This window comes from Brevibacterium sp. BDJS002, from assembly GCF_028201555.1.
GTDB classification, from domain to species: Bacteria; Actinomycetota; Actinomycetes; order Actinomycetales; family Brevibacteriaceae; genus Brevibacterium; species Brevibacterium aurantiacum.
The window spans coordinates 3,651,652-3,675,986 of sequence record NZ_CP116392.1; the positions used below are offsets into that span (position 1 = coordinate 3,651,652).

General features: G+C 63.4%; 21 protein-coding genes and 2 tRNA genes. 8 read left to right on the top strand and 15 right to left on the bottom strand.

Annotated features, from left to right (window positions below):
* Positions 1 to 22: 22 nt before the first annotated feature.
* Positions 23 to 1,177, bottom strand: a complete 1,155-nt coding sequence (locus tag PGC08_RS16975) for a CPBP family intramembrane glutamic endopeptidase (RefSeq protein ID WP_125178396.1) — start codon at positions 1,175 to 1,177, stop codon at positions 23 to 25.
* Between the two features lie 239 nt (positions 1,178 to 1,416).
* Between PGC08_RS16975 and PGC08_RS16980 the strand changes: the two genes are divergently transcribed.
* The 3 genes from PGC08_RS16980 to PGC08_RS16990 all read left to right on the top strand — a co-directional run bounded on the left by PGC08_RS16980 (position 1,417) and on the right by PGC08_RS16990 (position 5,351).
* Positions 1,417 to 2,916: an APC family permease gene (locus tag PGC08_RS16980; RefSeq protein ID WP_096162029.1), complete on the top strand. Its 1,500-nt coding sequence runs from the start codon at positions 1,417 to 1,419 to the stop codon at positions 2,914 to 2,916.
* A gap of 115 nt (positions 2,917 to 3,031) precedes the next feature.
* Positions 3,032 to 4,453, top strand: coding sequence for an argininosuccinate synthase (gene argG, locus PGC08_RS16985; protein ID WP_069600939.1), 1,422 nt, complete (start codon positions 3,032 to 3,034; stop codon positions 4,451 to 4,453).
* Positions 4,454 to 4,571: 118 nt separating this feature from the next.
* On the top strand, positions 4,572 to 5,351 hold the full coding sequence (locus PGC08_RS16990) for a DNA alkylation repair protein (protein ID WP_009882543.1): 780 nt from the start codon (positions 4,572 to 4,574) through the stop codon (positions 5,349 to 5,351).
* On the opposite strand, the gene PGC08_RS16995 is transcribed toward PGC08_RS16990, so the two are convergent.
* The 3 genes from PGC08_RS16995 to PGC08_RS17005 form a co-directional block, all read right to left on the bottom strand.
* Positions 5,314 to 6,117 (bottom strand): alpha/beta fold hydrolase, encoded by an 804-nt coding sequence (locus tag PGC08_RS16995; RefSeq protein WP_096146291.1) that lies wholly within the window; start codon positions 6,115 to 6,117, stop codon positions 5,314 to 5,316. The two genes, PGC08_RS16990 and PGC08_RS16995, sit on opposite strands and share 38 nt — an antisense overlap.
* 93 nt (positions 6,118 to 6,210) lie before the next feature.
* Positions 6,211 to 6,283: transfer RNA gene (locus tag PGC08_RS17000), tRNA-Arg, on the bottom strand.
* Between the two features lie 165 nt (positions 6,284 to 6,448).
* Positions 6,449 to 6,835, bottom strand: a complete 387-nt coding sequence (locus PGC08_RS17005; RefSeq protein ID WP_009882545.1) for a hypothetical protein — start codon at positions 6,833 to 6,835, stop codon at positions 6,449 to 6,451.
* Between the two features lie 355 nt (positions 6,836 to 7,190).
* Here PGC08_RS17005 and PGC08_RS17010 point away from each other — a divergent pair, with 355 nt between their 5' ends.
* Complete coding sequence (locus PGC08_RS17010) at positions 7,191 to 9,023, top strand: phosphoenolpyruvate carboxykinase (GTP) (protein WP_009882546.1); 1,833 nt, start codon at positions 7,191 to 7,193, stop codon at positions 9,021 to 9,023.
* Between the two features lie 516 nt (positions 9,024 to 9,539).
* Here PGC08_RS17010 and PGC08_RS17015 read toward each other — a convergent pair.
* From PGC08_RS17015 to PGC08_RS17025, 3 genes are all read right to left on the bottom strand, one after another.
* Entirely contained in the window at positions 9,540 to 9,773 is a 234-nt protein-coding gene (locus PGC08_RS17015; protein WP_009882547.1) for a hypothetical protein, read from the bottom strand.
* Entirely contained in the window at positions 9,770 to 11,143 is a 1,374-nt protein-coding gene (locus PGC08_RS17020) for an inorganic phosphate transporter (protein ID WP_271708962.1), read from the bottom strand. The genes PGC08_RS17015 and PGC08_RS17020 overlap by 4 nt, the downstream gene beginning before the upstream one ends.
* Before the next feature lie 226 nt (positions 11,144 to 11,369).
* Positions 11,370 to 12,815, bottom strand: a complete 1,446-nt coding sequence (locus tag PGC08_RS17025) for an aspartate aminotransferase family protein (RefSeq protein ID WP_009882549.1) — start codon at positions 12,813 to 12,815, stop codon at positions 11,370 to 11,372.
* Between the two features lie 185 nt (positions 12,816 to 13,000).
* On the opposite strand from PGC08_RS17025, the gene PGC08_RS17030 reads away from it, so the two are divergent.
* The 4 genes from PGC08_RS17030 to PGC08_RS17045 all read left to right on the top strand — a co-directional run bounded on the left by PGC08_RS17030 (position 13,001) and on the right by PGC08_RS17045 (position 17,329).
* Entirely contained in the window at positions 13,001 to 14,614 is a 1,614-nt protein-coding gene (locus PGC08_RS17030) for a PucR family transcriptional regulator (RefSeq protein ID WP_271708963.1), read from the top strand.
* A 303-nt stretch (positions 14,615 to 14,917) separates the two neighbouring features.
* Entirely contained in the window at positions 14,918 to 15,760 is an 843-nt protein-coding gene (locus PGC08_RS17035; RefSeq protein ID WP_096146287.1) for a substrate-binding periplasmic protein, read from the top strand.
* Positions 15,761 to 15,791: 31 nt separating this feature from the next.
* Complete coding sequence (locus PGC08_RS17040) at positions 15,792 to 16,529, top strand: amino acid ABC transporter permease (protein WP_009882554.1); 738 nt, start codon at positions 15,792 to 15,794, stop codon at positions 16,527 to 16,529.
* On the top strand, positions 16,526 to 17,329 hold the full coding sequence (locus PGC08_RS17045; protein WP_009882555.1) for an ATP-binding cassette domain-containing protein: 804 nt from the start codon (positions 16,526 to 16,528) through the stop codon (positions 17,327 to 17,329). Before PGC08_RS17040 ends, PGC08_RS17045 begins: the two co-directional genes overlap by 4 nt.
* 51 nt (positions 17,330 to 17,380) lie before the next feature.
* Here PGC08_RS17045 and PGC08_RS17050 read toward each other — a convergent pair whose 3' ends face one another.
* The 8 genes from PGC08_RS17050 to PGC08_RS17085 all read right to left on the bottom strand — a co-directional run bounded on the left by PGC08_RS17050 (position 17,381) and on the right by PGC08_RS17085 (position 24,191).
* A complete protein-coding gene (locus PGC08_RS17050) occupies positions 17,381 to 18,136 on the bottom strand; it encodes an SDR family NAD(P)-dependent oxidoreductase (protein ID WP_009882556.1) in 756 nt (251 codons plus the stop codon).
* Between the two features lie 56 nt (positions 18,137 to 18,192).
* Positions 18,193 to 18,939 (bottom strand): SDR family NAD(P)-dependent oxidoreductase, encoded by a 747-nt coding sequence (locus PGC08_RS17055; RefSeq protein ID WP_271708964.1) that lies wholly within the window; start codon positions 18,937 to 18,939, stop codon positions 18,193 to 18,195.
* Positions 18,940 to 18,943: 4 nt separating this feature from the next.
* The gene (locus PGC08_RS17060; protein ID WP_069600945.1) at positions 18,944 to 20,059 is read right to left on the bottom strand and encodes a proline racemase family protein; all 1,116 of its coding nucleotides are present in this window, start codon (positions 20,057 to 20,059) and stop codon (positions 18,944 to 18,946) included.
* 34 nt (positions 20,060 to 20,093) lie between these two features.
* Positions 20,094 to 20,993, bottom strand: a complete 900-nt coding sequence (locus tag PGC08_RS17065; protein ID WP_271708965.1) for a dihydrodipicolinate synthase family protein — start codon at positions 20,991 to 20,993, stop codon at positions 20,094 to 20,096.
* Between the two features lie 57 nt (positions 20,994 to 21,050).
* Positions 21,051 to 22,301 (bottom strand): FAD-dependent oxidoreductase, encoded by a 1,251-nt coding sequence (locus PGC08_RS17070; protein WP_009882560.1) that lies wholly within the window; start codon positions 22,299 to 22,301, stop codon positions 21,051 to 21,053.
* A gap of 188 nt (positions 22,302 to 22,489) precedes the next feature.
* Positions 22,490 to 23,245, bottom strand: a complete 756-nt coding sequence (locus tag PGC08_RS17075; protein WP_069600948.1) for a GntR family transcriptional regulator — start codon at positions 23,243 to 23,245, stop codon at positions 22,490 to 22,492.
* 55 nt (positions 23,246 to 23,300) lie between these two features.
* Positions 23,301 to 23,894, bottom strand: coding sequence for a short chain dehydrogenase (locus tag PGC08_RS17080; protein WP_009882562.1), 594 nt, complete (start codon positions 23,892 to 23,894; stop codon positions 23,301 to 23,303).
* A gap of 208 nt (positions 23,895 to 24,102) precedes the next feature.
* A tRNA-Ser gene (locus PGC08_RS17085) sits at positions 24,103 to 24,191 on the bottom strand.
* Between the last annotated feature and the right edge of the window lie 144 nt (positions 24,192 to 24,335).

The following is a 24,335-nucleotide window of genomic DNA, read 5'->3' on the forward strand; positions in this document are numbered from 1 at the left end:
TAACCGACTGCCACCGTCAGCCTCAAAGCACTTCGCCATGAGACGTCACGGTCACGTTGGCCTCTGCCGATCCGCTGGGAGCAGCGACGAGCCGTGGCCGTTTGAATCCCAGCTCGGGCTGCCGGCGGAACTGACCGGTAACGAGGAGGACGACGATGACGACCGCGGACACGATCCACCCGCTCACACCCAGGAAGGCCACCAGCGCCATGTCCGGCGCCTGCGCAGAACCATCGATGAAGAGTCCGAGCAGCATTCCAGCCGAACCGTTGAGTGCGGCATGCGCGGCGACGGCCGGCCAGACCGAGCCGGTGCGCAGTCGCAGCCAGCCGAAGAGGATTCCCACCATGACGCAGCCGCCGACCATGAACGCAAGCCCTGTGATGTCGGGGCGAGAGAAGTTGTACCCGAGCAGGATCAGCGGAGCGTGCCACAGCCCCCAGATCACGCCGACGATGAGCAGTGCCGGCCAGGTGCCCAGCGGCCGCAGGGTCGTCAGCAGCCAGCCCCGCCAGCCGACCTCCTCACCGAAGGCCACGGTGATATTGAGCAGCGAGCCCAACGCCATGATCGCCAGATAGCCGACCACGGCCACGAGAACCGGAATCTCCTCCAACCCGGGCAGCTGCGCCAACTGCGCCTTGAACCCGGAAAGCCCGAGCAGATCAACCTGCATCCACCCGAACGCGGCACCCAGCAGATAAGCCGTGGCCACCAGCACAAACACACCGAAGAAGGCGAGCGCCGTCATCCCGAGCACCCGACCGAAGGGACGCAGCGGCCAAATGCCCAGGTAGCGGACGATGCTGGACCGAGGCTCACCGCTGCGTCGGCGCTGGATGAGCATCGCCACGACCACCGCGATCAGCGGCGTGAACATCATGGCCATTCCCGAGACCTGCACCAGCATCAGATTGCCGATGCCCTCGCCGCTCAACCACAGCGGCAGGCACACGAGCCAGGCCAGGATCACCGCGACGGCGACGAAGACGGCGACCTCGAGCCACGGCACCTTCGCCGGCACGACCGCCAACGGTCGACCCTTGGCGTCCGTGCCCTCCCCCGCCGATTCCCCTACTGGTTCCCCTGCCGGCTCCCCCGCCGATTCTCCCGCCGAGGTGGCTGTGGGCTCCGTGCCCACGACGGCCTTGTCATTGCGATCCGTTCCCGTGCTCACGGCTCCTCCTCATATCCTGCTCCAGCTGCCCTGCCAGGCCTGCTCAACTCTTATGATCCAACCTACGTTGCCGCAGAACACCGCACCTCCACCACGCGGATGAAATCGGCCTCACCCGCACGGCCGAGCGGTCCTGGCCCTTCATTCCGCCCGCCAGCTGCAGACCCCCGACCTATCCACATTCTGAGATACGATGAAGCTCGTTGAACCACCGTCGATGCGTGCAAAGGTGCACTTCCATGAGCGAACCAACCCCGAAACCCCATCTCTCGGACGCAGATCATCTCTCCGTCCTCGGCTACAACGACTCCTTCGAGCGGTCGATGAGCCCGTGGGCGAACTTCGCCCTCGGTTTCACCTACCTCTCGCCGCTCGTCGGCGTCTACTCGCTCATGGCCGTCGCGCTCTCCACCGGCGGACCGCCGTCGATCTGGTGGATCGTCATCGTCGCCTGCGGTCAGATGCTCGTGGCCCTGGTCTTCGGCGAGGTCGTCTCCCAGTTCCCCATCGCCGGCGGAATCTACCCGTGGGCTCGCAGACTCTGGGGCAGGCGCTACGCCTGGATGGCAGCTTGGGTCTACATCTGCGCGCTCATCGTCACCATCACCTCGGTGTCGGAGTTCGGCTCCGGATTCGCCGCCAGCCTGCTCGGCTTCGAACTCAACCGCAACACCACGCTCGCCGTGAGCCTGGCGCTTCTGGTCCTGGCTCTGGCCATCAACTTCAGCGGCACCAAATGGCTGGCGCGCATCGCCCGGATCGGACTCTTCGCCGAGCTCATCGGCGTCATCGGCCTCGGACTCTTCCTCCTCATCTTTGAGCGCAAACACAGCTTCTCCGTCTTCTTCGACACCATGGGCACCGCCGGTGACGGCAGCTACGTCGGGACGTTCCTGGGCGCCGCGGTCGCCGGCCTATTCCTCTTCTACGGCTTCGAGGCCTGCGGCGACGTCGCCGAGGAAGTCTCCAATCCCGCTCGCGGCATCCCCAAGGCCATGCTCATGACGATCGTCGTCGGCGCGGTCTCGGCACTGTTCTCCTTCGGCGGATACGTCCTCGCGGCCCCGAACCTCGAGGAGATCGTCGCCGGCGAGGTTGCGGATCCGATTCCCTCGATCCTCGAGGGCAGCCTCGGCGCAGTCGGTGCGAAGATCTTCCTCCTCGTCGCGATCCTCGCGTTCATCTCCTGTGTCCTCAGCCTCCAGGCCGCAGCGTCGAGGCTGATCTTCAGCTTCGCCCGTGACGGCATGATGCCCGGCCACCGTTGGCTGTCCAAGGTCACCGAGGGCACAAAGGTTCCGCGCAACGCACTCATCGTCGCCTGCATCGCCCCGGCCCTCATCTGCGTGCTCATCTGGTTCAACGACGGGATCCTCGTCGCGGTCACCTCATTCGCGATCCTCGGCATCTATCTGGCCTTCCAGATGGTCGTTCTCGGCGCACTGCGCCAGCGAGTCAAGGGATGGAAGCCGGCTGGTCCATGGTCGCTGCGCGGGTGGGGCTTCCTCGTCAACGTCGCGGCGTTGGCCTACGGTCTCTTCGCCATGGTCCTGCTCTCACTGCCCGGCGACTCGGGTTCGTTCTTCACCGACTGGATCGTTCTCATCGGTCTGGTCGTGGTGTTGGCTGCTGGCTTCGCCTACCTCGTCATCGCTCGCCCCGATCGTCAGTCCAACGCGCCAGAAGGCGATGCGATCGCCGTCGCCGAGGCGATCCGTTCCCACCGCTCGAATCGCTGAGATCCAGCACGCCACCACCTCGGCGAGGGTCCAACCGTTCCGCTCATTCACATAAAAATACAGATCTATGCATAACAATTCGACATGGGTTGTTCTGGCCGCTAAGCTGGACGGCATGTCGAAAGTATTGTCTTCGCTCCCTGTCGGTGAGCACGTTGGAATCGCCTTCTCCGGCGGACTGGATACGTCCTGCGCGGTCGCATGGATGCGCCACAAGGGCGCCATCCCCTGCACCTACACGGCCGATATCGGTCAGTATGACGAGCCCGACCTTGAATCGGTGACCGAACGTGCCAAGGAGTACGGCGCGGAGATCGCCCGCTTCGTCGATGCCAAGCGTCTCCTCGTCGAGGAGGGCTTCGTCGCTCTGCAGTGCGGTGCCTTCAACGTCCGCTCCGGCGGCAAGACCTACTTCAACACGACCCCCCTGGGCCGTGCGGTCACCGGCACGATGCTCGTGCGCGCCATGAAGGAAGACGGCGTCGACATCTGGGGCGACGGCTCGACCTACAAGGGCAACGACATCGAGCGCTTCTACCGCTACGGCCTCATGGCCAACCCGAAGCTGCGCATCTACAAGCCCTGGCTCGACGCGGACTTCGTCGAGGAACTCGGCGGGCGCCAGGAGATGAGCGAATGGCTCGTCGAGCACGGCTACCCCTACCGCGACTCCGCCGATAAGGCGTACTCCACCGATGCCAACATCTGGGGTGCGACCCACGAGGCGAAGAGCCTTGAGTTCCTCGATAACGGACTCGACATCGTCAATCCGATCATGGGTGTCGCCGCCTGGCGCGATGACGTCGAGGTCGCCACCGAAGAGGTCACCGTCGGCTTCGAGGCCGGCCGTCCCGTGTCGATCAATGGTGAGAAGTTCGACGATCCCGTTGCCCTGGTCTTCAAGGCCAACGAGGTCGGTGGCCGGCACGGTCTCGGAGTCTCCGACCAGATCGAGAACCGCATCATCGAGGCCAAGTCGCGCGGCATCTACGAGGCTCCCGGCATGGCGCTGTTCCACATCACCTACGAGCGCCTGCTCAATGCCATCCACAACGAAGACACCATCGCCCTCTACCACGAAGAGGGTCGCCGTCTGGGTCGCCGCATGTACGAGGGACGCTGGTTGGACCCGCAGTCACTCATGCTGCGCGAATCGATGCAGCGCTGGGTCGCCTCGGCGATCACCGGTGAGGTCACCCTGCGCCTGCGCCGCGGTGACGACTACACGATCGTCAACACCCAGGGCCCCAACCTGTCCTACCACCCGGAGAAGCTGTCGATGGAGCGCGTGGGCGATGCCGCCTTCGGCCCCGAGGACCGGATCGGTCAGATGACCATGCGCAACCTCGACATCGCCGATTCGCGCGCCCGCCTCGAGCAGTACGCGGCCATGGGCATCGTCTCGGGCCCGACCTCGGAGCTCGTCGGCTCACTCGAAGCCGGTGGCGCCGAGGAGATCGCAAACTCGGGTGCCGATGTCGATGCAGCCAGTGACCTCGCAGGTCTCTCCGCAGCCTTCGACGCCGGCACGGACTGAGCAGGACCCACCTGACTGACTGAGCCATTCCAGGAGCCCACGCACACAGTGACATCGCTGTGTGCGTGGGTTTTTCTATGTGCTGCCCTTCTTCGTCGTGCGGTGAGATGATCGTGCCATGTCATCAGCTGCATCCACTGCGCATTCCCTCGCCGAGGTGATCGAGCGCGAACTGCGTGCTCGTGGCTCTTCCGTACGCGCCGCCAAAGACCAGGCCTACCTCAAGAGCGAGCTCGTCCACTACGGCGTCGGCGTGCCCGATACTCGGGCTGTGGTGCGCTCGGCTCTGCACACTGCGGAACTGGATCACGAAGTGCTCGTCGAACTTGCCGAGGCGCTGTGGAACCCGGCGCCCATCGGAATCGACGCTCCTGTCTTTGATCTCCGCAGCGCGGCCACGATGGTGATCACCCAAGCGCAGGACCACCTCGGCGCCGGTGACAGTGACTTCCTGGAACGACTGCTGCGACAGGCCCGTACCTGGGCCCTTGTCGATCCCCTCGCTGGGGATGTTGTCGGTCCTCTGGCCGAATACGATCTGGAATTCGATCCGGTGCTGGAACGCTGGTCTGGGGACGAAGATTTCTGGATCCGACGGTCTGCACTGCTGGCCCACCTCAAACCTCTGCAGGAGGGACGCGGAGACTTTGAGCGATTCACGCGATTTGCCGACGCCATGCTCGAGGAGAAAGAGTTCTTCATCCGCAAGGCCATCGGGTGGGTGCTGCGCGAAACGGCCCGCACACGTCCGGACATGGTCTTCGAGTGGATGTTGCCCCGCGCCCATCGCGCCTCGGGTGTGACGATGCGCGAAGTGGTCAAGCATCTGTCCCCTGAACAGCGAGATGCACTGCTTGCCGCTAAAGGGACTTCGCGAAGTCGAGCAGGATCTCGTTGAACGCTTCGGGCTGTTCGATGTTGGCCGCATGCCCGTCGTCAGGGATGATCACCGACGTACCGATCGGAGCAAGTCCTGCCGATGCGGCCGCGTGCGATGCTGGCCAGTGCTCGCTCTCGGCTCCGGCGACGAAGAGCACGGGTACATCCGTCCCTTCGATCACGGGGCGCCAATCGGCCTTGGCATGGTCATTCAGCAATGCGAGCTCTCCGCGGGTGAGTGTCCTGTCCACATCCTTCATCGCCTTGAGCAGACGCAGCAGGCGCCTGCCCCTCTTCCAGATGGGTGTGCCGTGTCCGGTGGGAGGGATCTCCTCGGCGAAGTAGGTATCGGCGTTGGATTCGTCGAAGCCGTAGTAGCCGTGAGGCCAGTCTGCAGTATTGAGCATCTTCGGCGTCTGGTCGACGATGGCGATTCCGGCAATGCGGTCGGCGCTGAATTGGGACAGGTAGGACCAGATGGTGTTGCCGCCCATGGACCCGCCCACGAGGAGAACATCGGTGAGGTCCAAGGCTTCCAGGACCTGTGCCATGTCTTGGCCGCGGCGTTCCATGGTCACTCCGGCATTGGGATGCTCGGCGCTTCCGTGGCCGCGCAGATCGACGCTGAACACCTGAAAGCCTGCCTGCGTCAGCGCTCCGACCTGGTAGCGCCAGCTGGTCGCCGGCGCCTTGAACCCGGCCAGCAGCACTACCGGGCGGCCGGAGGGGTCTCCGGCTTGGGTGTACTCGAGACGGACACCGTCATCGGCAGTGATTGCGGCCATGGGTCAATCCTAGCGCCGAGCTGGCTTCTCTGTGGGCAGGGATCGAAAAAGCCCCTCACCTTGCGTTTCCGCTGGTGAGGGGCTTTCTAACTGTGCGCCACGAGGGATTCGAACCCCCAACCTTCTGATCCGTAGTCAGATGCTCTATCCGTTGAGCTAGTGGCGCATGTCGCTCGGACTCACGCCCTGCAACTCGAACAACTATACACACCGAATTCACTCAAGCTCAAATTCGGGCCGAGTGCGCTTCGCCACATTTGCGACTTCGGTTGAGTGGAGCCGCGCCCGCCTCGATGGCAGTCGGCGGCCCCACTCGACAACAGCGCGCAGACTATCGCTGCGCGGACTCCGTCTGTGCCGAATTCTTCCACCGACGGGCGGCGATGAAGGACCGCACGCCCATGACGACGTAGATGATGAGCAGCACGAAGGTGATGATGCTGGTGATCACTGCGGCGGGCCGTTCAGCCTCACCGGCGATGAGTGCGCCGATCTGCATGACGTTCATCGCGGTGCCGAAGATACCCAAGATCGCAACGACAAGGGCGATATGGATTCCGAGCTTCTGCTTCTTCAGAGCAATGAGGCCGCAGATCAGAAGGACTGCACCCAGAATGGCTGGGATCAGCGCGGTCCAGCTGGCAAAGGCGGTGGCGACATAGGCAATGACACCGACGGCGATGAGGACGACGCCGAGTCCGATGGTGGTGCGGGGCATGATGCTCCTTAGGGGTTTCAAATGAAGTCGAAGGCGCCAATACTGCCGACGACTGCCCCTAATTCTACAAGAGGTAGAAGTTAAGTCCACCTCTCACGGGAGCCGAGAACCACCTCGGCGAGGGAGCGAGGACTGCGATTTTCACGCTGGAACAACTTCTGCAAGAAACGATCACCACTATGCAAATACACGTCACCTAAATGACTCATTTGCGTCTTTCGTGATGCCGTTGTGATCCAATGCACATCTTCGCGTGACTCAAAACCAGGATTTTCCGGGTCACCCGCGTCCTACGGTGGAGATGTACCAGCCGCCAGGCAGAACCCCGTAATCCCGATTGACCAGGAGACCACTCATGACTGTCCTCGACCATGACGTCGTCGCTGACCAGCTGAAGAACGCACCGACCGATAACGAGTCGGTGCTGTCGTTCGTCAGCCGGGTCGCCACCCTCACCACCCCCGATGACATCGTCTGGGTCGATGGTTCGGAAGAGCAGAAGGCCACTATCGCCGACCAGCTCGTCGAAGCCGGCACGATCGTTCGCCTGACCGGCACCAAGGACTCATTCTACGCGGCCTCCGACCCCGAGGACGTCGCCCGTGTGGAAGGCCGCACCTACATCTGCTCCGAAGAGGAGAAGGACGCCGGCGCGCTCAACAACTGGATGGCTCCAGCCGAGATGAAGAAGACCCTCGAGCCTCTCTTCACCGGTTCGATGCGCGGACGCACCATGTACGTCATCCCCTTCGTCATGGGACATGCTGAGGCAGACCAGCCCATGTTCGGCATCGAGGTCACCGACTCCCCCTACGTCGTGCTCTCCATGCTCGTCATGGCTCGCTCGGGCAAGAACGCCCTCGACGCGATCGTGGCCAACGGCGGCACCTTCGTCGAGTGCGTGCACTCCGTCGGCGCTCCGCTCGAGCCCGGTCAGGAAGATGTCGCCTGGCCCTGCAACTCCACCAAGTACATCACCCACTTCCCCGAAGACCGCTCCATCTGGTCATTCGGATCCGGCTACGGCGGCAACGCCCTGCTGGGCAAGAAGTGCTACGCGCTGCGCATCGCCTCGTCGATCGCCCGCGATGAGGGCTGGCTGGCCGAGCACATGCTCATCCTCAAGCTCACGAGCCCGGAGGGCGAGGTCAAGTACATCGCCGCCGCGTTCCCCTCGGCTTGTGGCAAGACCAACCTCGCCATGATCGAGCCCACCATTCCCGGCTGGAAGGCCGAGACCCTGGGCGACGACATCGCATGGATGCGCTTCGGCGACGACGGCCAGCTCTACGCCGTCAACCCCGAGTTCGGCCTCTTCGGCGTCGCACCGGGCACCGGCTACACCACCAATCCGACCGCGATGCGCGCCATCGAAGCCGGCGGCAACATCTTCACCAACGTCGCACTGACCGACGACGGCGACGTGTGGTGGGAAGGCAAGACCGACGAGAAGCCAGCGCACCTCACCGACTGGCGCGGCAACGACTGGACCCCGGACTCGGAGACTCCAGCCGCTCACCCGAACTCGCGTTTCTGCACCCCGATCGCCAACGTCCCGACCCTGGCTCCCGAGTGGACCAACCCGAACGGTGTGCCGATCTCGGCCATCCTCTTCGGCGGTCGCCGCAAGACCACAATGCCGCTGGTGACCGAGACCAAGAGCTGGAACCACGGTGTGTTCATGGGCTCGGTGCTCTCCTCGGAGACCACCGCAGCCGCCACCGGAGCCGTCGGCGTCGTTCGCCGCGACCCCATGGCCATGCGTCCGTTCATCGGCTACAACGTCGGTGACTACCTGCAGCACTGGCTCGACATCGGCAACACCGAGGGTGCCCAGCTGCCGAAGATCTTCTACGTCAACTGGTTCCGTCGCGATGACGACAACTCGTTCCTGTGGCCAGGATTCTCCGAGAACTCGCGCGTTCTCAAGTGGGTCTTCGAGCGTGTGACCGGCACCGCCGACGCAGCCGAATCCCCGCTGGGCCTGACCCCCGTTGAGGGCGGTCTGGACACCGAGGGCCTCGACTTCACCGACGAGCAGCTGCGCAAGGCTCTCGCGATCAAGCCCGAGGAGTGGGAGACCGAGCTCGGACTCATCGAAGAATGGTACGAGCAGCTCGGAGATTCGGTTCCTGCCGAACTCCGCGCCGAGGTCGACAACCTGCGTGACCGTCTGGGCCTCGCCTGAGTCACTGAGGCTCTGAGACTCTTCTGAACGACAGAGAATCCCCCAACCATCGCCGAGGTGGTTGGGGGATTTTCGTGTGCCGGGACGCGGGGTCCGTGTGGTTCAGTCCCTGAGGTGGGCAGTCAGCCGGAAACCGTTCGAAGTGGTGGGCAGAGGCCTGGACGAGGCTCCGGGCTGGTTGCCAATGCCAGAAATCTCATCACGTACCGGGAGCACTAATGCGCACCGCAGGAACTGTAGGACGAGAGGGTCCGGGGAGGACGTGCAGAACTAACGGTTGTGTAAGCGACGGACTGTAGTGGATGCGACGACCGGTGCTGCTTGCCGCTGGCAGCGAGGAAGTGAAGCAGTGACGGTCCGGGACGCGCTCGATTACGAGACGTGCAGTTAGAAGCTTTCGAGGGCTAGACGCCGTGGGGCGCCGGAGCGATAAGGCTCTGCATCAAGCGCCACGCGATCAGTCGCCGCTTGGAATCAGCCGCCGGGTCTTAGCCGCCGGGCCTGACGCCCCAGGCCCTACGCTCCGTGGAGGGCCGGGACGATGAGGTAGACGCCGACGAGCACGACGATGCTGCACACACCGAACACAGCCCAATAACCGACCCTGAGCAGGGGCTTACTCTGCCCCGCGGCGGCCAGGTCGACGTGCACGGCCCTCATTCGCACTGCGGTGGAGAAGAGCGTGATGACGACGATTGCCGACACCCAGGTCGCGACCGCAACGATGAGGAATGAGCTCCACTCGATCATTTCGTATCTCCCTTGTCCGCGCGGGCCCCGTCGACTTCGGTCTCCGCCGTATCGGAGGTGGAAGCAACCCCGGAGCCGGAAGCAGGTTCTGAATCCGTATCGACAGTGACGCCGGCATCGGACTTCGCGTCCGCCCTGCCTGAAATTCGCTGGTCGCGGGCATCGATGCGAGCGGCACGTTTCATAGCGGCGCGTTTGCGGTTGCGGTCCTTGCGCAGCTTGCGCTTACGACCGCGAATTCCCACAGCCTCGCCGACGGTGTCGAAGTTCGAGATCTCCGGATCGGCGACTTTGCGTGAGCTGAGGAAGATCCAGAGGACCGCAATGACGGCGACGATGGTGTCGAGGATGACTCCGATGGTGCCCAAGTGTGCGACACCGGCTGCGATAGCACCGACGATTCCTGCCGCCGGGATGGTCAGCAGCCAACCGGAGGCGATGCGTCCAGCGGTGGACCACTGAACGTCTGCGCCCTTGCGTCCCAGTCCCGAGCCGAGCACCGATCCCGAGGCGACCTGCGTCGTCGACAGGGCGAAGCCCAGGTGGGACGAGGCGAGGATGGCGGCTGCGGTCGAAGTCTCGGCGGCCAGACCCTGAGCGGGCTTGACGGTTGTGAGCTTCGTACCGAGGGTGTCGATGATTCGCCATCCGCCGACGTAGGTGCCCAAGGCGATCGCCAGCGCGCAGGCGGTGATGACCCAGATGTGCGGGCCGGTTCCGTGATCCTGCAGGTTCGCGGACACGAGCACGAGGGTGATGACGCCCATGGTCTTCTGAGCGTCATTGGTCCCGTGTGCCAGTGCCACGAGCGAGGAGCTGAAGATCTGACCGTATTTGAACGGCGCCCGGTGAGCGGTCTTGCCCTCGCCGTTGCGACGCGTGATGGAGTAGGCCAGTCGGGTGCACAGATAGGCACCCACGCCGGCGATGATCGGAGCCGCGAGTGCGGGCAGGACCACCTTGGACAAGAACACGCCGAAGTCCACGGAGTTGAGACCGGCGCCGACGATTGCGGCACCGATGAGTCCACCGAACAGTGCGTGCGAGGACGATGACGGCAGGCCGAAGCGCCAAGTCGCCATGTTCCAGATGATCGCACCGATGAGGCCGGCGAGGATGAAGTCCGGAGTGATCTGGACTCCCCCACCACCTTCTTTGATGATGCCCCCGGAGATGGTCTTGGCCACCTCGGTGGAGAGGAAGGCTCCGACAAGGTTGAGCAGCGCTGCCAGGGTGACCGCCGTCTTCGGCTTGATCGCTCCCGTGGCGATCGGTGTCGCCATGGCATTGGCTGTGTCGTGAAAGCCATTGGTGAAGTCAAAGAACAGTGCCAGTACGATGACCAGCACGACGACGAAGATGATTTCCACTAAGCGACCTTGAACGTAGACACAATTCGGACCGTGGATGATTTAGCTGGCGGGCAGCGACCTCAATCTGCGAAAAGTCTACCGCCTAATTCCCTGAGTCTTCACCCACTGTTCGACAGAACTCCACTCACGACACTCTGCGTTCATCTCTGAGCTGGCCGAACGTGCCCTCACCAGGTGCGGAATGTATTGCTGTTCACAGTCCACCCGGCGAGGGCCGAAAAGGTCAGTTGACGTATCCGTCGGCGATGCTCAGCGCCTGGTCGAGCACCTCGAGGCCGAAGCACACGTCGTCGTCGGGCGTGTTCAGCGGCGGTACGACGTGGATCCGGTTGAAGTTCGCGAACGGCAGCACCCCGCCTGACTTCATCGCAGCGATCACCCGGTTCATCTCCGGTGAGCTGCCGCCGTAGGCCGCCATCGGCTCACTGGTGGTTCGGTCCTTGACCAGTTCGACGGCCCAGAAGCATCCCATTCCGCGAATGTCGCCGATCGAGGGGTGGCGCTGCGCCATCTCGTGCAGTGCGGGTCCGATGATGTCGCGACCCAGGCGTTCGGCGTTGCCGATCATGCCTTCCTCGCGCATGGCGGTGATCGTCGCCACCGCGGCCGCGCAGGCCAGAGGATGGCCCGAGTAGGTAAGTCCGCCCGGGTAGACGCGGTCGCGGAAGGTCTCGAAGATGTCATCGGAGATCGCGACTCCGCCGAGGGGCACATAGCCCGAGTTCACGCCTTTGGCGAAGGTCAGCAGGTCCGGTGTCACTCCCCAATGGTCCACGGCGAACCAGGCTCCGGTCCGCCCGAAGCCGGCCATCACCTCGTCGGCGATGAAGACGATGCCGTGACGCGATGTCAGTTCCCGCACCCCTTCGAGGTACCCGGCCGGCGGCCCGTAGATTCCGGCCGTTCCGGGCACGGTCTCGAGGATGAGCGCGGCGATGTTGGACGGCCCTTCCAAGGTGATCATGTCCTCGAGGTGCTGCAGCGCCCGCTGCGTCTCCTCTGCCTCGGTCGTCGCCCCGAAGTAGGAGCGGTACTGGTAGGCGGGCATGAAGTGGACGATGCCTTCTGCCGAGTAGTCGTTGGCGAAGCGCCGCGGGTCACCGGTGACATTGACGGCCAGCTGAGTGCCTCCGTGATAGCTGCGGTAGGCGGAGAGCACCTTGGTCCGTCCGGTGTGCAGGCGCGCCATCCGGATTGCGTGCTCGTTGGCATCGGCACCACCGTTGGTGAAGAACACATGGTCGAGGTCGCCGGGGGTGACTTCGGTGATGAGCCGGGCGGCTTCGGACCGAGCATCGTTGACGTGCTGAGGCGCAATGGTGCACAGCTTCGCCGCCTGTTCCTGGATCGCGGCGACGACCTTCGGGTGTTGGTGCCCGATGTTCGTGTTCACCAGCTGCGAGGACATGTCGAGCAGCTTCCGCCCCTCCCCGTCCCAGACATAGGGCCCTTCGGCTGCCAGCACGGTCATCGGGGTGAACGGACCCTGCGCCTGCCAGGAATGGAAGACGTGTGCCCGGTCCAGATCATGAGCTTGCTGACCGGCACTCAGCTCTTCCGCGGTGAACGTTCGAGAGTCGTGGCTCTGGGTCTCAACAGGCTCCGTACCCGCATCGCTTGTGCCCACGACCTCGCGGTCGACGTCTTCGTTCGCGTTCATCACAGTCATGCTGTGCCGTCCTTTCGCAGTTCATCCCATATCGCCGAGGTGGGTCTGACCGTTGAGGTGACCCTGATCCTTCAATGGTGGGTCAGTCGAACCCGATTCACTATGGACACCCTGTCAACGTTTCCCTGGCTCGATTTACACTGTGTAAACACCATGATTTCGAGAACACACAGAGGAGTGACGTAATGGAGGCTTGGTCGCAGCCAGCACCGGATCTGACCTTCGCGAGCCTGCTCGACGTTGAGGAGATTCGCCTTGGCGAGCCCGAGCTCGTGTCCGGTGGCGACCAGGTGGGACGAGTCGTGAGATGGGTCCACATCGCCGATTCGGAGAATGTCGCCCAGTTCCTCGAGGGCGGCGAACTCGTCCTCAGCACGGGAATGTCCTACCGGTCCTCATTGGAGTCGACGGCAACCTTCTTCGATCAGCTCGAATCAGCCTCGGCCGCCGGCGCGGTCATCGAACTCATCCATGACGACGGCAGGCCCGATGAGGCCGCGATCGAGAACGTGCGAAGGGCAGCTCAGGGTCGAGAGCTTCCGATCGTGGTCCTGCGCCGCCGCATCAAATTCGTCCGCGTCACGGAGCTGGCTCACCAGGAGCTGCTCAAGCGGCAGCTCGCTCGCGTCGAACATGCGCGCACGGTCCACGAGGTGTTCACGCAGCTGAGCCTCGAGAGCGCTGGAACCCAGGACATCGTCAATCGAACTGCGGAGCTGCTGGGCACCCCTGTGCTGCTAGAAGATGTCGGGCATCGTGTGCTCGCCCAGGCCGGTGGCCCTGAACGTGAACGCGAACAGGGGCAGCGGTGGCTGCAGACCCCGGTGGGGCTGCGGGATCGCAGGTGGGGGCGTCTGCTGGCGCCCAGTCGCCTGAGGTCAGATGAGGAGGCTGCGCAGGTCATCGAGCGTGCTGCGCAGACTCTGACACTGGCACGAATGGCTGAGCGTGATGAACAGGACCTCCTCGTCCAGGCCCAGGGCGGGCTGGTGCGCGAGATCATCGAATCGACAGACCTCAACGAAAAGCAGGTCCGGGCCAGGGCAGCAGATCTAGGATTCGCTCCGCGAGGGCGCATGATTCCTCTGGTCGTGCGCATCGATCGGGGCCCGAGCACCGATCCGACGACCCTCCAGCTGCGCGAGCGGTCACTGCATCGTGATTTCGTGTCTGCCGCGAGCGCCCATCGCTGCTCGACGCTCTCGGCCGGACTCCAGTCGGGATCGTTCGGGGTTGTGCTGGCACTGCCTGCCGGTGTCGATGTCGATACGACCCTGCAGCGGCTCATCGCTGAGATTCCCGCTGACGGCACCACCGTCGGCGTCGGACGCATGAGCGAGTCGCTCATCGACTCCGCTGCCGGGCTCGAGTCCGCGACCCAGGTGGCCGAGATCGCCTCGACTCTCGAGCTGAGGGAACGCCAGTACTACCGCTTCTCCGACGTGAGGCTGCGTGGACTGCTCTCGTCTCTGCACGATGATCCGAGTGTTCGAGCCTTCGCAGAGGCAGAACTTGCTCCCTTGCTCGAAGCCCCCAGTGGGCGAGGGGATCGGCCTGGGAACCAGTCCGGAAGTCAGCCCGGAGGTCAGTCCGATGGCGAGGAGATGCTCGGTCTTCTCGAACAGTTCCTCGCACACGGCGGGAACAAGTCAGCACTGGCCCGCAGCGGCTTCCTGTCCCGGCCGGCGCTCTATGCGCGGTTGGACAGATTGCAGCGCAGGCTTGGCGTCTCGCTGGAGGACGCAGAATCGCGCACCGCGCTCCACGTCGCCATTCTGTGGCTGCGCACAAACCGGTAAGGCGCTGAGGCCAGCGAGTCCGCAAAACGTCTCACCGTGCCGACGCGGCACACTGAATCAGCCTGAAATTGTCTGACAACCCAAAACTTTGACTTTTGCGGATCACCGCACTCATCAGTGATTCGGTAACACTTGCGGGTCCAGTTTGCGCTCTACTCTCGATATTGCGCAGAAGTCGCTATATGGTCGATTGTATGACACACCGGCGGGAGGATTGTGTCTGTCCGTCATCCTGATGGGCCCCGCCATACCGTGCAGGGTCGACCCGGAGCAGGGTCGGCATTTTGACGAAGAGAGACAAAGATGTCCAAGACAAGTCAAATCATCATTGCAATCGTCGCCGTCATCGTACTCGCGCTGGCGGGCGGCTATTTCGGAGCTGGACTCCGGTCCGGAGGCAGTGCCGGGGGCACCGAGAACGGCGCATGGATCCAGAAGATCAAGGACCAAGGCGAGCTCCGAGTCGGAATCGCGTCGGCTCCCCCGATGACCGGAGAGCAGAAGGACGGGAAGATGGGCGGGCCGAATGTGCTGCCGCTGCAGAACCTCGCCGATGAGATGGGAGTGAAGTTCACTCCCGTCGCAGCGGAATGGTCAAAGATGGTCTCCGGCCTGCAGGCCGACAGGTTCGACGTCGGTGCCTACCTCGACGCCACCTCGGAGCGCTCCCTGGCCATTCAGTTCACCGACCCTGTCTACACCTATGAAGGTGTCTGGATCGTCAAGGCTGACTCCGGGCTGAAGTCCACCGAGGACATCCTCAAAAAGAAGAAGCCGGTCGCCGTGGCAACGGGCACCTCGTACGAACGACGGGTCGTCGACCTCGGCGTCGACATCGTCAACGCCGAGGCGATCCCGCAGTCGGTCACCGCGATGGAATCGGGCCGCGCCATCGCCGCGTTCGGCGATCTGCCGACTCTGGCTGACGCCGCGCAGAAGAACAAGTCACTGAAGATCGTGCGCCCCAAGCCCGTCATCTTCAAGAGCGACTCGAACTACGGAGTCAGCGCGGACATCGATCCTCGCTCCCTGCAGGTCATCAACATCGCAATCCAGAACGCGAAGAACGACGGATCCTTCGATGCCGCGCTGGAAAAGGCGGGAGTCGTGAGTGCCGACGACCTCGGCGATCTCGCAATGAAGTGATCGACCTCGCCCCCGGTAGAAGGGAATTCCCATGAATTACACGTTCGACTGGAGCGTGGTCTCGAACAACTTCCCACGGTTGCTCGAAGGCCTGCTCCTGACCGTGGAGATCGCGGTCATCGTCATCGTGCTCAGTATGATCATCGCCATCCCGCTGGCTCTGCTGCGCATGTCCAATATCGAGGTAGTGCGTTGGCTCGCCCAGCTCTACATCGAGATCTTCCGCTGCACGCCGCTGCTGGTGCAGCTGTTCTGGGTCTACTACGCATTGCCGACCCTGACAGGGATCACCATCCCCGGCACGATCTCGGCGATCATCGCGCTCACCCTCAACCTCACAGCCTTCATGGCAGAGGCCTACCGCAGCGGATTCCAATCGGTCCCACCCGAACAGGTGGAGGCCGGGAAGATGCTGCGGCTGACTCGGTTCCAGCAGATTCGCCACATCATCGTCCCGCAGGCGCTCAAACAGCAGCTGCCGGTGATCATGTCTCTGAATATCTCGATATTCAAAGACACCGCACTGGTCTCGACGATCGCTGTGGCAGACCTGATGTTCACCGCGAACAAGATCTCCACCGAGTCCTACCGGGCACTGGAGATCCTCACCGTCGCCGCGCTCATGTACTTCATCATCGCGTTCCCGGCCTCGCTCATCCTGAGCAAGATCGAGCGCAACCTCATGGCCACAGGCAATGTGAGAGGCACTCGCAAGAGGAGCTTGGCCGCACAGATGGCACCCGGAACGAAAGTCGAGGTCAAACCATGAGCGAGAACACGACTGCCCACACCGGGATGCACAGGGACATCACCGCAAAGTCCGGCGATGTGCTCGTCTCCTGCCGCGGACTGCAGAAGAGCTTCGGAGACCGTGAGGTCATGAAGAGCATCGACTTCGACATGCTGGCCGGTGACATCACCGTCATCATCGGCAGGTCGGGATCGGGCAAGTCCACGCTTCTGCGGGCCATCGCCGGACTCACCGACCCCGACGCCGGCACGATGACGTTCGACGGCGAGGTCGTATTCGAGGACGCCAAACGCACTCCGGCATGGAAGCAGGTCGACTCCCACGTCGGCATGATCTTCCAGAGCTACACCCTGTGGCCGCACATGGATGTGCTCAAGAACCTCACGTTGGCCCCGCGCAAACGGCTGGGCATGTCGGAGTCAGCAGCGCTGGAGCGAGCAGAGCAGGCCCTCGCCGAGGTGGGGATGTCCGACCACATCCACTCCCGCCCCAGCGAGCTCTCCGGTGGTGAACGGCAGCGAGTGGCGATCGCCCGTGCACTGATGATGCGCCCGAAGCTTCTGCTCTGCGACGAAATCACGAGTGCCCTCGATCCGCCGGTGGCGGCCGAGGTTCTCGACGTCCTGCGCAGGCTCAAAGAAGAGGAGGGCATCGCCGTTGCCCTGGTCACGCACGATATGGCGTTCGCTTCGAAGGCCGCTGACCGGGTCGTCTTCTTCCATCAGGGGGAGATCGCGGTGAATGCGACTCCAGACGACGCGTTCAACAAGACAGAGGACCCGGAGCTGAAGAAGTTCATCGACGCCGTGCGGTTCTGAAGCGCCGTTCGGTTCTGAAGCGGTGCTGCCTGCGTGCGCTGAGTTCGGACCTCAGCGCACGTAGTCGGCTCCGGTGATGTCGAGAGTCGCACCGGTCAGATGCCGGGACCGTCCGGAGACGAGGAATGCCACGAGTTCGGCGACGTCTTCTGGCGGGGTGACTTCACGCAGCGGCAATTCGGCGATCGCCTCGTCGTCGATCTCCCCGGCTGCAAGTCCGGTGTCCACCCATCCCGGAGCGATCGCATAGGCGAGGACACCGGCATGACCGAAGCTCCGGGCGATGCCCTTGGTCAGGCTCAGCAGTCCCCCTTTGGCAGCACCATAGGCGAGATGCTCTGCATCGTCACCGCGATGAGCCGAACGGCTCGTGACGTTGACGATCGCGCCACCGCCGAGGTTGGGGAAATCAAGGAGCGCGCACCTGCACAGGTCCGCCGCAGCGATGAGGTTGAGCTGCAGGTTCGCCTCCCACCCCTGTTCCCATTCGTCTGCGTCGGCGAGCGGTGAGGGGATCCAGGCGCCAGCATTGTTGACGAGGGTGTCAACGCCGCCGAGAGTCTCGCCCGCCGCGGCCCACAGACCATTGGCAGCCCCGGGGCGTGCCAGGTCAGCAAGGACTGGGTATGCCCGGTCACCGAGTTCGGCAGCGAGGTCACGGGCACCGGCTTCGTCGGAGTTGAAGTGGATCGCCACCGTCGCCCCGTCTCTGTGGACGGCTCTGGCAATTGCTGCCCCGATGCCCTTCGATCCTCCCGTGACGAGGACTCGCCTTCCTGCCAGTGGGCGAGCTGCTTCGACGCTCATGCTGTCCTCCTTTATCAGTGAGCCCGACGAATCACCGTCGCGCCCGATGTGGCCTATCAGCCGACCCGTTGGGCTCCGGTGATCTCGATCGCGGCGCCGGAGATGAACGATGCTCGATCGCTGAGCAGGAACGTCGTCAGCTCCGCAACGTCAGCGGGGCGTCCCAGCCGGCCCAAGGGGATGGACTCGGCGAGTTCCGCCTCGGCGATATTCGAAGTATCGAGCTTCTGCTGCAGCATCGGAGTGAGGATCTCACCAGGGCACACGGCGTTGACCCGCACCCCCTCGCCACCGTAGTCACGCGCCAGGCTCTGGCTGAACGAGACGACCGCGGCCTTGGAGCTGTTGTAGGCGATGTGCCCGCCCGCCGGGTGCAGACCCCATTGGGAGGCGACGTTGACGATGGAGCCGGCCTGCGCCGCGATCATCATCGGCAGGATCCCGCGACACAGACGCATGACGGCGTCGACGTTGACGAAGTAGCTCGCCGCCCAATCGTCCTCACCGATGTCGAGGAGGGAACCTCTGCGCATCACTCCGGCACAGTTGACCAGGCCGTCGATGGAGTCAAAGCGCTCCTGCACCCGGGTCACGAGGTCGGTGCAGCCGTCCGCAGTCGAGATATCGGCCGGATATGACGTGACCCGAGCTGCCACCTCGGCGGTCAGAGATGGATCGTGAGGCACCTCCACTCGATCCACGGCGATGACGATTCCGCCCAGTCGCGCGCAAGCTGCGGTGATCGCCGAGCCGATGCCACCGGCGGCCCCGGTGACGAGGATGGTGCGGCCGTCGAGATCCATGCTGTTATTCCTTTGCAGTCGAGCGGTCTGTGGCGGCGGTTTCGGCCGTCATTCGACCCATGCCCTGTCCCCAGATGTCGCCGACGGTGTAGCCGACGGGGAACGGGTCGTCACTTTCGAGAACGAGTTGGTGGAATCCGGTGATCCATCCGCGGCCCCTGATCGTCGGGATGATCCCGGGGAGGTCTCCGACGGTTGCTGTCTCCTTCACCTCGGCGGTGAAGGTGGTGCCCATCATCGACTCGTGGACGAACTTCTCCCCGATGGCCAGCTCTCCCCTGGCGAATTTCGCCGCCACGCGTGCGCTCGTCCCGGTTCCACACGGTGATCGGTCAAAGGTGCCCGACCAGGTGCTCGGGTCATCCAGGTCGACCTCGCCGTTGGGCAGGACGACTGCATTGCGGCCGTGCGTGCCCTCGCTGCGTGCCGGCCCGTGGATCATCGGCAGATCGATCGAGTCGATCTCGGGAATGAGCGGGTGGACGACGTCGAAGGCATCATCGGCGGCCTTCCTCATCGCTGCTGCGGCTCTGAGTATCTCCTTGGCGTTGGCTGGTTCGAGCTCGACGCCGAGGTGCTCGGCAGAGGTCTGGACGTAGAACTGTCCCCCGAAGACGACGTCAACGGGAATCGTGCCGTAGCCGGGGACGTCCAAGGGCAGGTCAAGGCCATGGACGAAGGACGGCACATTGTCGAAGGTGATCAGTGCGGCCCGACCATCTTCGACCTGTGCCCGCACCGTGACGACTCCGACTGCCGTGTCCACGCGCAGTGTGGTGACAGGTTCGCTGACGTCGATCGCGCCCGTTTCGATGAGTGCCGTGACTGCACAGATGAGATTCGAACCCGACATGGGTCGAAACCCACCCTGCTCCATGACGATCATGCCGAAGTCGCAGCTGGGATCTGCTGCGGGAACGATGAGCGGTGAGCAGAGCCCGGGATATCCGCGCGGCTCCTGGAGGATCAGGGTGCGCAGGTCGTCGAGGTGGTCCCGACAGTAGCGAAGACGTTCGACCATGGTCTCGCCCTTGACGCGCAGGCCAGAACCCATGAGGACCCGACCCGGCTCTCCCGCCGCGTGAACGTCCACTGTTTGGATGAGCTGCCTGTTGGTCATTGTGTCCCTCCCCTATTCAGACCGCGTTAGACGATCAGGCGACGGTGTCGAGGCCTGCTGCGGTGAGGAGACCTCGGAGCTCCTCACGATGCTCCGAGGCCAGCGGCAGAATCGGTCCACGTGCCGGTCCTGCCGGCAGCCCGACGAGCTCGACCCCGGTCTTCACCCCGCAGGCGTAGCTGTGGGATTCGAGGAAGACGCAGATCGGATGGATCTTCTTCCACAGGTCCCGCGCCCGGGGCATGTCGACGTCGACAGCCAGCGCAGAGTACAGATCGGTGCACAGGCGGGGAATGAAGCTGGCGGCTCCCCACACTCCGGCACCGGTTCCGAGTGCCAGTGCGGCGAAGGTCAACGTGTCGCAGCCGTTGATGGGCTGGATGTCGTCGGAGTGGTTCAGGTAGACCGAGGTGAACTTGGAGAAGTCGCCGCTGGTGTCCTTGAAGTTCGCGACTCTTCCTTCCCGACCAAGACGTCCGAACTCTTCGGCGCTGAGCTCAAGGCCTGTGGCATCCGGGATGTTGTAGAACATGATCGGGATGTCGACGACGTCCGAGATCGCCCGATAGTGCACGAGGATCTCTTCGAATGAAGGAGTGTCGTAGAAGGGAGGCACGATCATCAGAGCATCGGCTCCGGCTTCCTCGGCATCTCGGCTGAGCTCGATGGTCTCTGCTGTCGACAGTGCCCCCGTGCCGGCGACCACGGGCACGCGCCCGGCGGCGGCTTCGATGTACGCACGGTTGCAGGCCTTGCGCTCTGCGACCGTGAGAGCCGTGAACTCTCCGGTCGAGCCGCCCGGAACCAGACCGTGGACACCGTTGGAGATCATGTGCTCGACCTGAGCTGAGATACCGGCGATATCGATCTCGGCACCATCAGAGCTGAATGGGGTGATGCACGCGGCGTAGATGCCGGTGAAGGTGGTCGTCATGGTGGTGGCCTTTCAACTGGTGTTCGTCGTTCGGCGTCGAACGGCGGGGTGAGGCGATCAGAATCGCTGCGGCGATATCCGCGCGAGGAGATCGGTGCTGAGGCTGGAGGAGCGGTCGAGCATGATGTCGGTAAGCACTTTCGCCGAGGCTGGGGCCAGGGTCAGCCCCAACATCGAGTGCCCGGAATTGATGTAGGCGTTCTTCGCGGTTCCCAGACCGCCGATCACCGGAAGCCCATCCGGTGTCATCGGCCGTGAGCCCGCCCATGGGGCTCGCTCGCGGGTCGGGTTCTCGCCCCAGTCCCGGAATGACTGGCGGGCGGCTTGGCGAATGGCTTCGACGCGGATGTCGTTGACATCGTCATTGCGGCTGCCGAACTCCATCGTTCCCGCCAGACGCAGCATGCCGTTGAGCGGAGTGACTGCGACTCTCGTGTCTTCGAGAGTCAGGGAGGTTCTGAGCTCTATCGGCGCCGGAGAGTAGTCGATGCTGTACCCCTTGCCGGAGTAGATGGGCAGCCTGCCTCCGAGCTCAGACGCGAGTGCGCCGGTCGGGACACCCGCAGCCACGACGACGGCATCGGCTGCGATGACTTCCGCATCAGTGGTGACGACCGCAGTCACTGTGTCACCGGTGCGCACGAAGCTGCGCACACTGACTCCTTCGCACACCTTCACTCCGAGCTCGCTCAACTTCCCCAGCAGTCCGCGGGTCAGGGAGTCGGGCTCTATCTGGCGATCGGAGGGAAAGTAGATTCCATGGCGAATGCGGTCGCTCAGGGCCGGCTCTGCTGCCAGCAGGTCATCACCGTGAAGCTCTTCGCCGATATGTCCGGCCGAGGCGAAGGCTGGCAATGTCTGCCTGTGCTCGTCGAATCGAGCGGTGGTCTCAAAGGCGAGGAGAACTCCTCGAGCATGCATCTCGAAATCGATGCCCTGGCGCTGGTAGTCGTCGAAGAGCGCATTCGCGTCTTCTCCCAGCCGCAGGTGCACGTCGAGTCCGGCCTCGAAGTCCCGGGCATTGCAGTGCCGGGCCATGCGGAGCAGGAAGCTCAGATAGCCGGGGGCCACGGACGGTTTGATCGACAGGGGGCTGTCGGGTCTGAGCATCCATCTGATGCCTTGCAGCAAGACACCAGGCCCTGGCACCGGAGTGCTTTCCGCCAGCGCCACTTTTGCGGCATTGCCGTGGGATGCACCGGCGCCGCACTTTCCTGCTTCGAGGAGGGTGACCTCACAGCCGGCACTCGCCAATTCATAGGCGCTGGTCAGCCCGACCACTCCACCACCGACAACGACTACCTTCATGCAGGTCTCCCTCAGTGTCGACTGCGACCGCCGCTGGCCGCAGCCTCAGGCCGCAGGGATTGTATGACAATCCCCCTGAGGTTTACGCTACGCACTCGATCTGACCGCGTCAATGCTCTTCGGCACAGAGTTTCCTGACGGCCTCCACCACGGGTGGAGCGACTCCCCCGATCACGCCTCGGGACCGGTCATTCAGCCGAGCCGGGAGCCAGCAGTGCCAGCTCCTGCGCACTGTCCATGGTGTGTACGTCGAGAGCAGTGCGGATCTGCGCCGGATCGCCGGTGCGAATCGCGCGCATCAGTGCCGCATGGATGGCATGAGCCCGTGCGGGATTCGTCCGGGTGAACTGGTCATAGGCCAAGACGATGGTCATCTGGGCCTCCATCACCGGCCAGATGCGCATGAGCAGATAGTTGTCCGCCGCTTCCCAGATGCCCCGGTGGAATTCCACGTGCGCCTCGTGAAGAGCCAGCGGATCCGATCCCGCTGTCGCCTTCTCGAACTTCCGCCATGCCGCCTCCAGCACGGCCATGCGCTGCCCAGACTGGTCGGCGAGAATCTCGCTGATCGCCTCCGTGTCGAGGGCGACCCTGACTCGAGCGATCTCCAGAAGGGAATCGGCCTCAATATCGGCCACGCGAAGGCCCCGATAGGCCTCCTGAATGAGAAAGCCGTCCCTGGCCATCTGATTGAGCGCCTCGCGAGCGGTGGGGCGACTCACGTCGAGAGAAGAGGTGATTTCTGCTTCGATGATGCGTTGGCCCGGGCGGATCTCGCCGAGGATGATCCGCCTTTTGATTGCATCGACGACGCGCTGCCTGCGTTCCGTGTTGGACGCAGGAGTCCGTGCCGCGCTCGAGGAAGAGTCCAGCGGGGCCTGCGATGCCGACGTGCCTGCCGTTGGGCGTCCCACGGTATTCTTCGTTGATTTCGATGAGTCCACTCCGACGCCTCCTGATCGGTATCGATTGTTGAGTTCGGTCGAATCACGGACTGGGTCAGACAGATAGAACCCTGCCGGTGACGTTTCCTTCGACGGAGCGCACGAAGGCCGCAGCAACCTGTTCGTCAGTAACCGGGACCATTCCCGCGAATGCGTCGTGGAAGTGCGGGGAGTTCGCCAGCACATTGGGGCTGACCGCGTTGATCCGGATGCCGCGCGGAAGCTCAGGTGCTGCGGAGATGACGAACGATTCGACGGCGCCGTTGACCAATGCTGCCGCAGCGGCAGTCGGCACAGGCTCCCGGCTGAGCACACCGGTGGTGACAGTGATCGAACCACCGTCATTAAGGTAGTCGAGGCCCTGCGTGACGAATTCGACCTGCCCCAGGGCCTTTGATGTGAAGGCCTCCAGATAGTCTTCACGCGAAAGTTCGGTGACCGGCTTGAATGCCGCGGCACCGACCGCGACGACGATGGCATCGACTCGCCCGACGGCCTTGAGCAGCGCAGCGATCGATTCAGGGTCCGAGGTATCAACTCCGGGATCTGTCGACCGCGAGGCTGCGATGACCTGGTGCCCTCGGGTTTCCAGTTCGGCTCGAGCAACTCCTCCGACGTGCCCTGCTGCTCCGACCACCAAGATCTTCATGACACTGCCCTCTCGTAGACGCAAATGTCAGCCAACACAGGATTGACTGACAATCCTGAGCCTAAAGGATCGGGGCCGATCACACCAGAGTCTGGATGCCAGTGTGAGTGGGAGTCTGGCGTGAGCCTAGGCACGCGGCGGGAGCGAGCGCACGAAAAACCCCCGCCTGCCCAGTGTTCACCTGGTCAGACGGGGGTTTCGAACAACGCGGAGTCGGAGGGATTTGAACCCTCGGTCCCCAGTTCAAGGGACTTCACCTTAGCAGGGTGACGCTTTCGGCCGCTCAGCCACGACTCCAAATACTGACTCGATGCCACTCTGCGAAGAGAGCGTCGAATCTGCAGTTTGCACTACGGGGAACAGCCTATGCGAAACCAATGGCGAAGAGCAAAATGTGCGGGCAAAGAGTGGCCTTGATCATAATCATCTCAGGGGTGGATC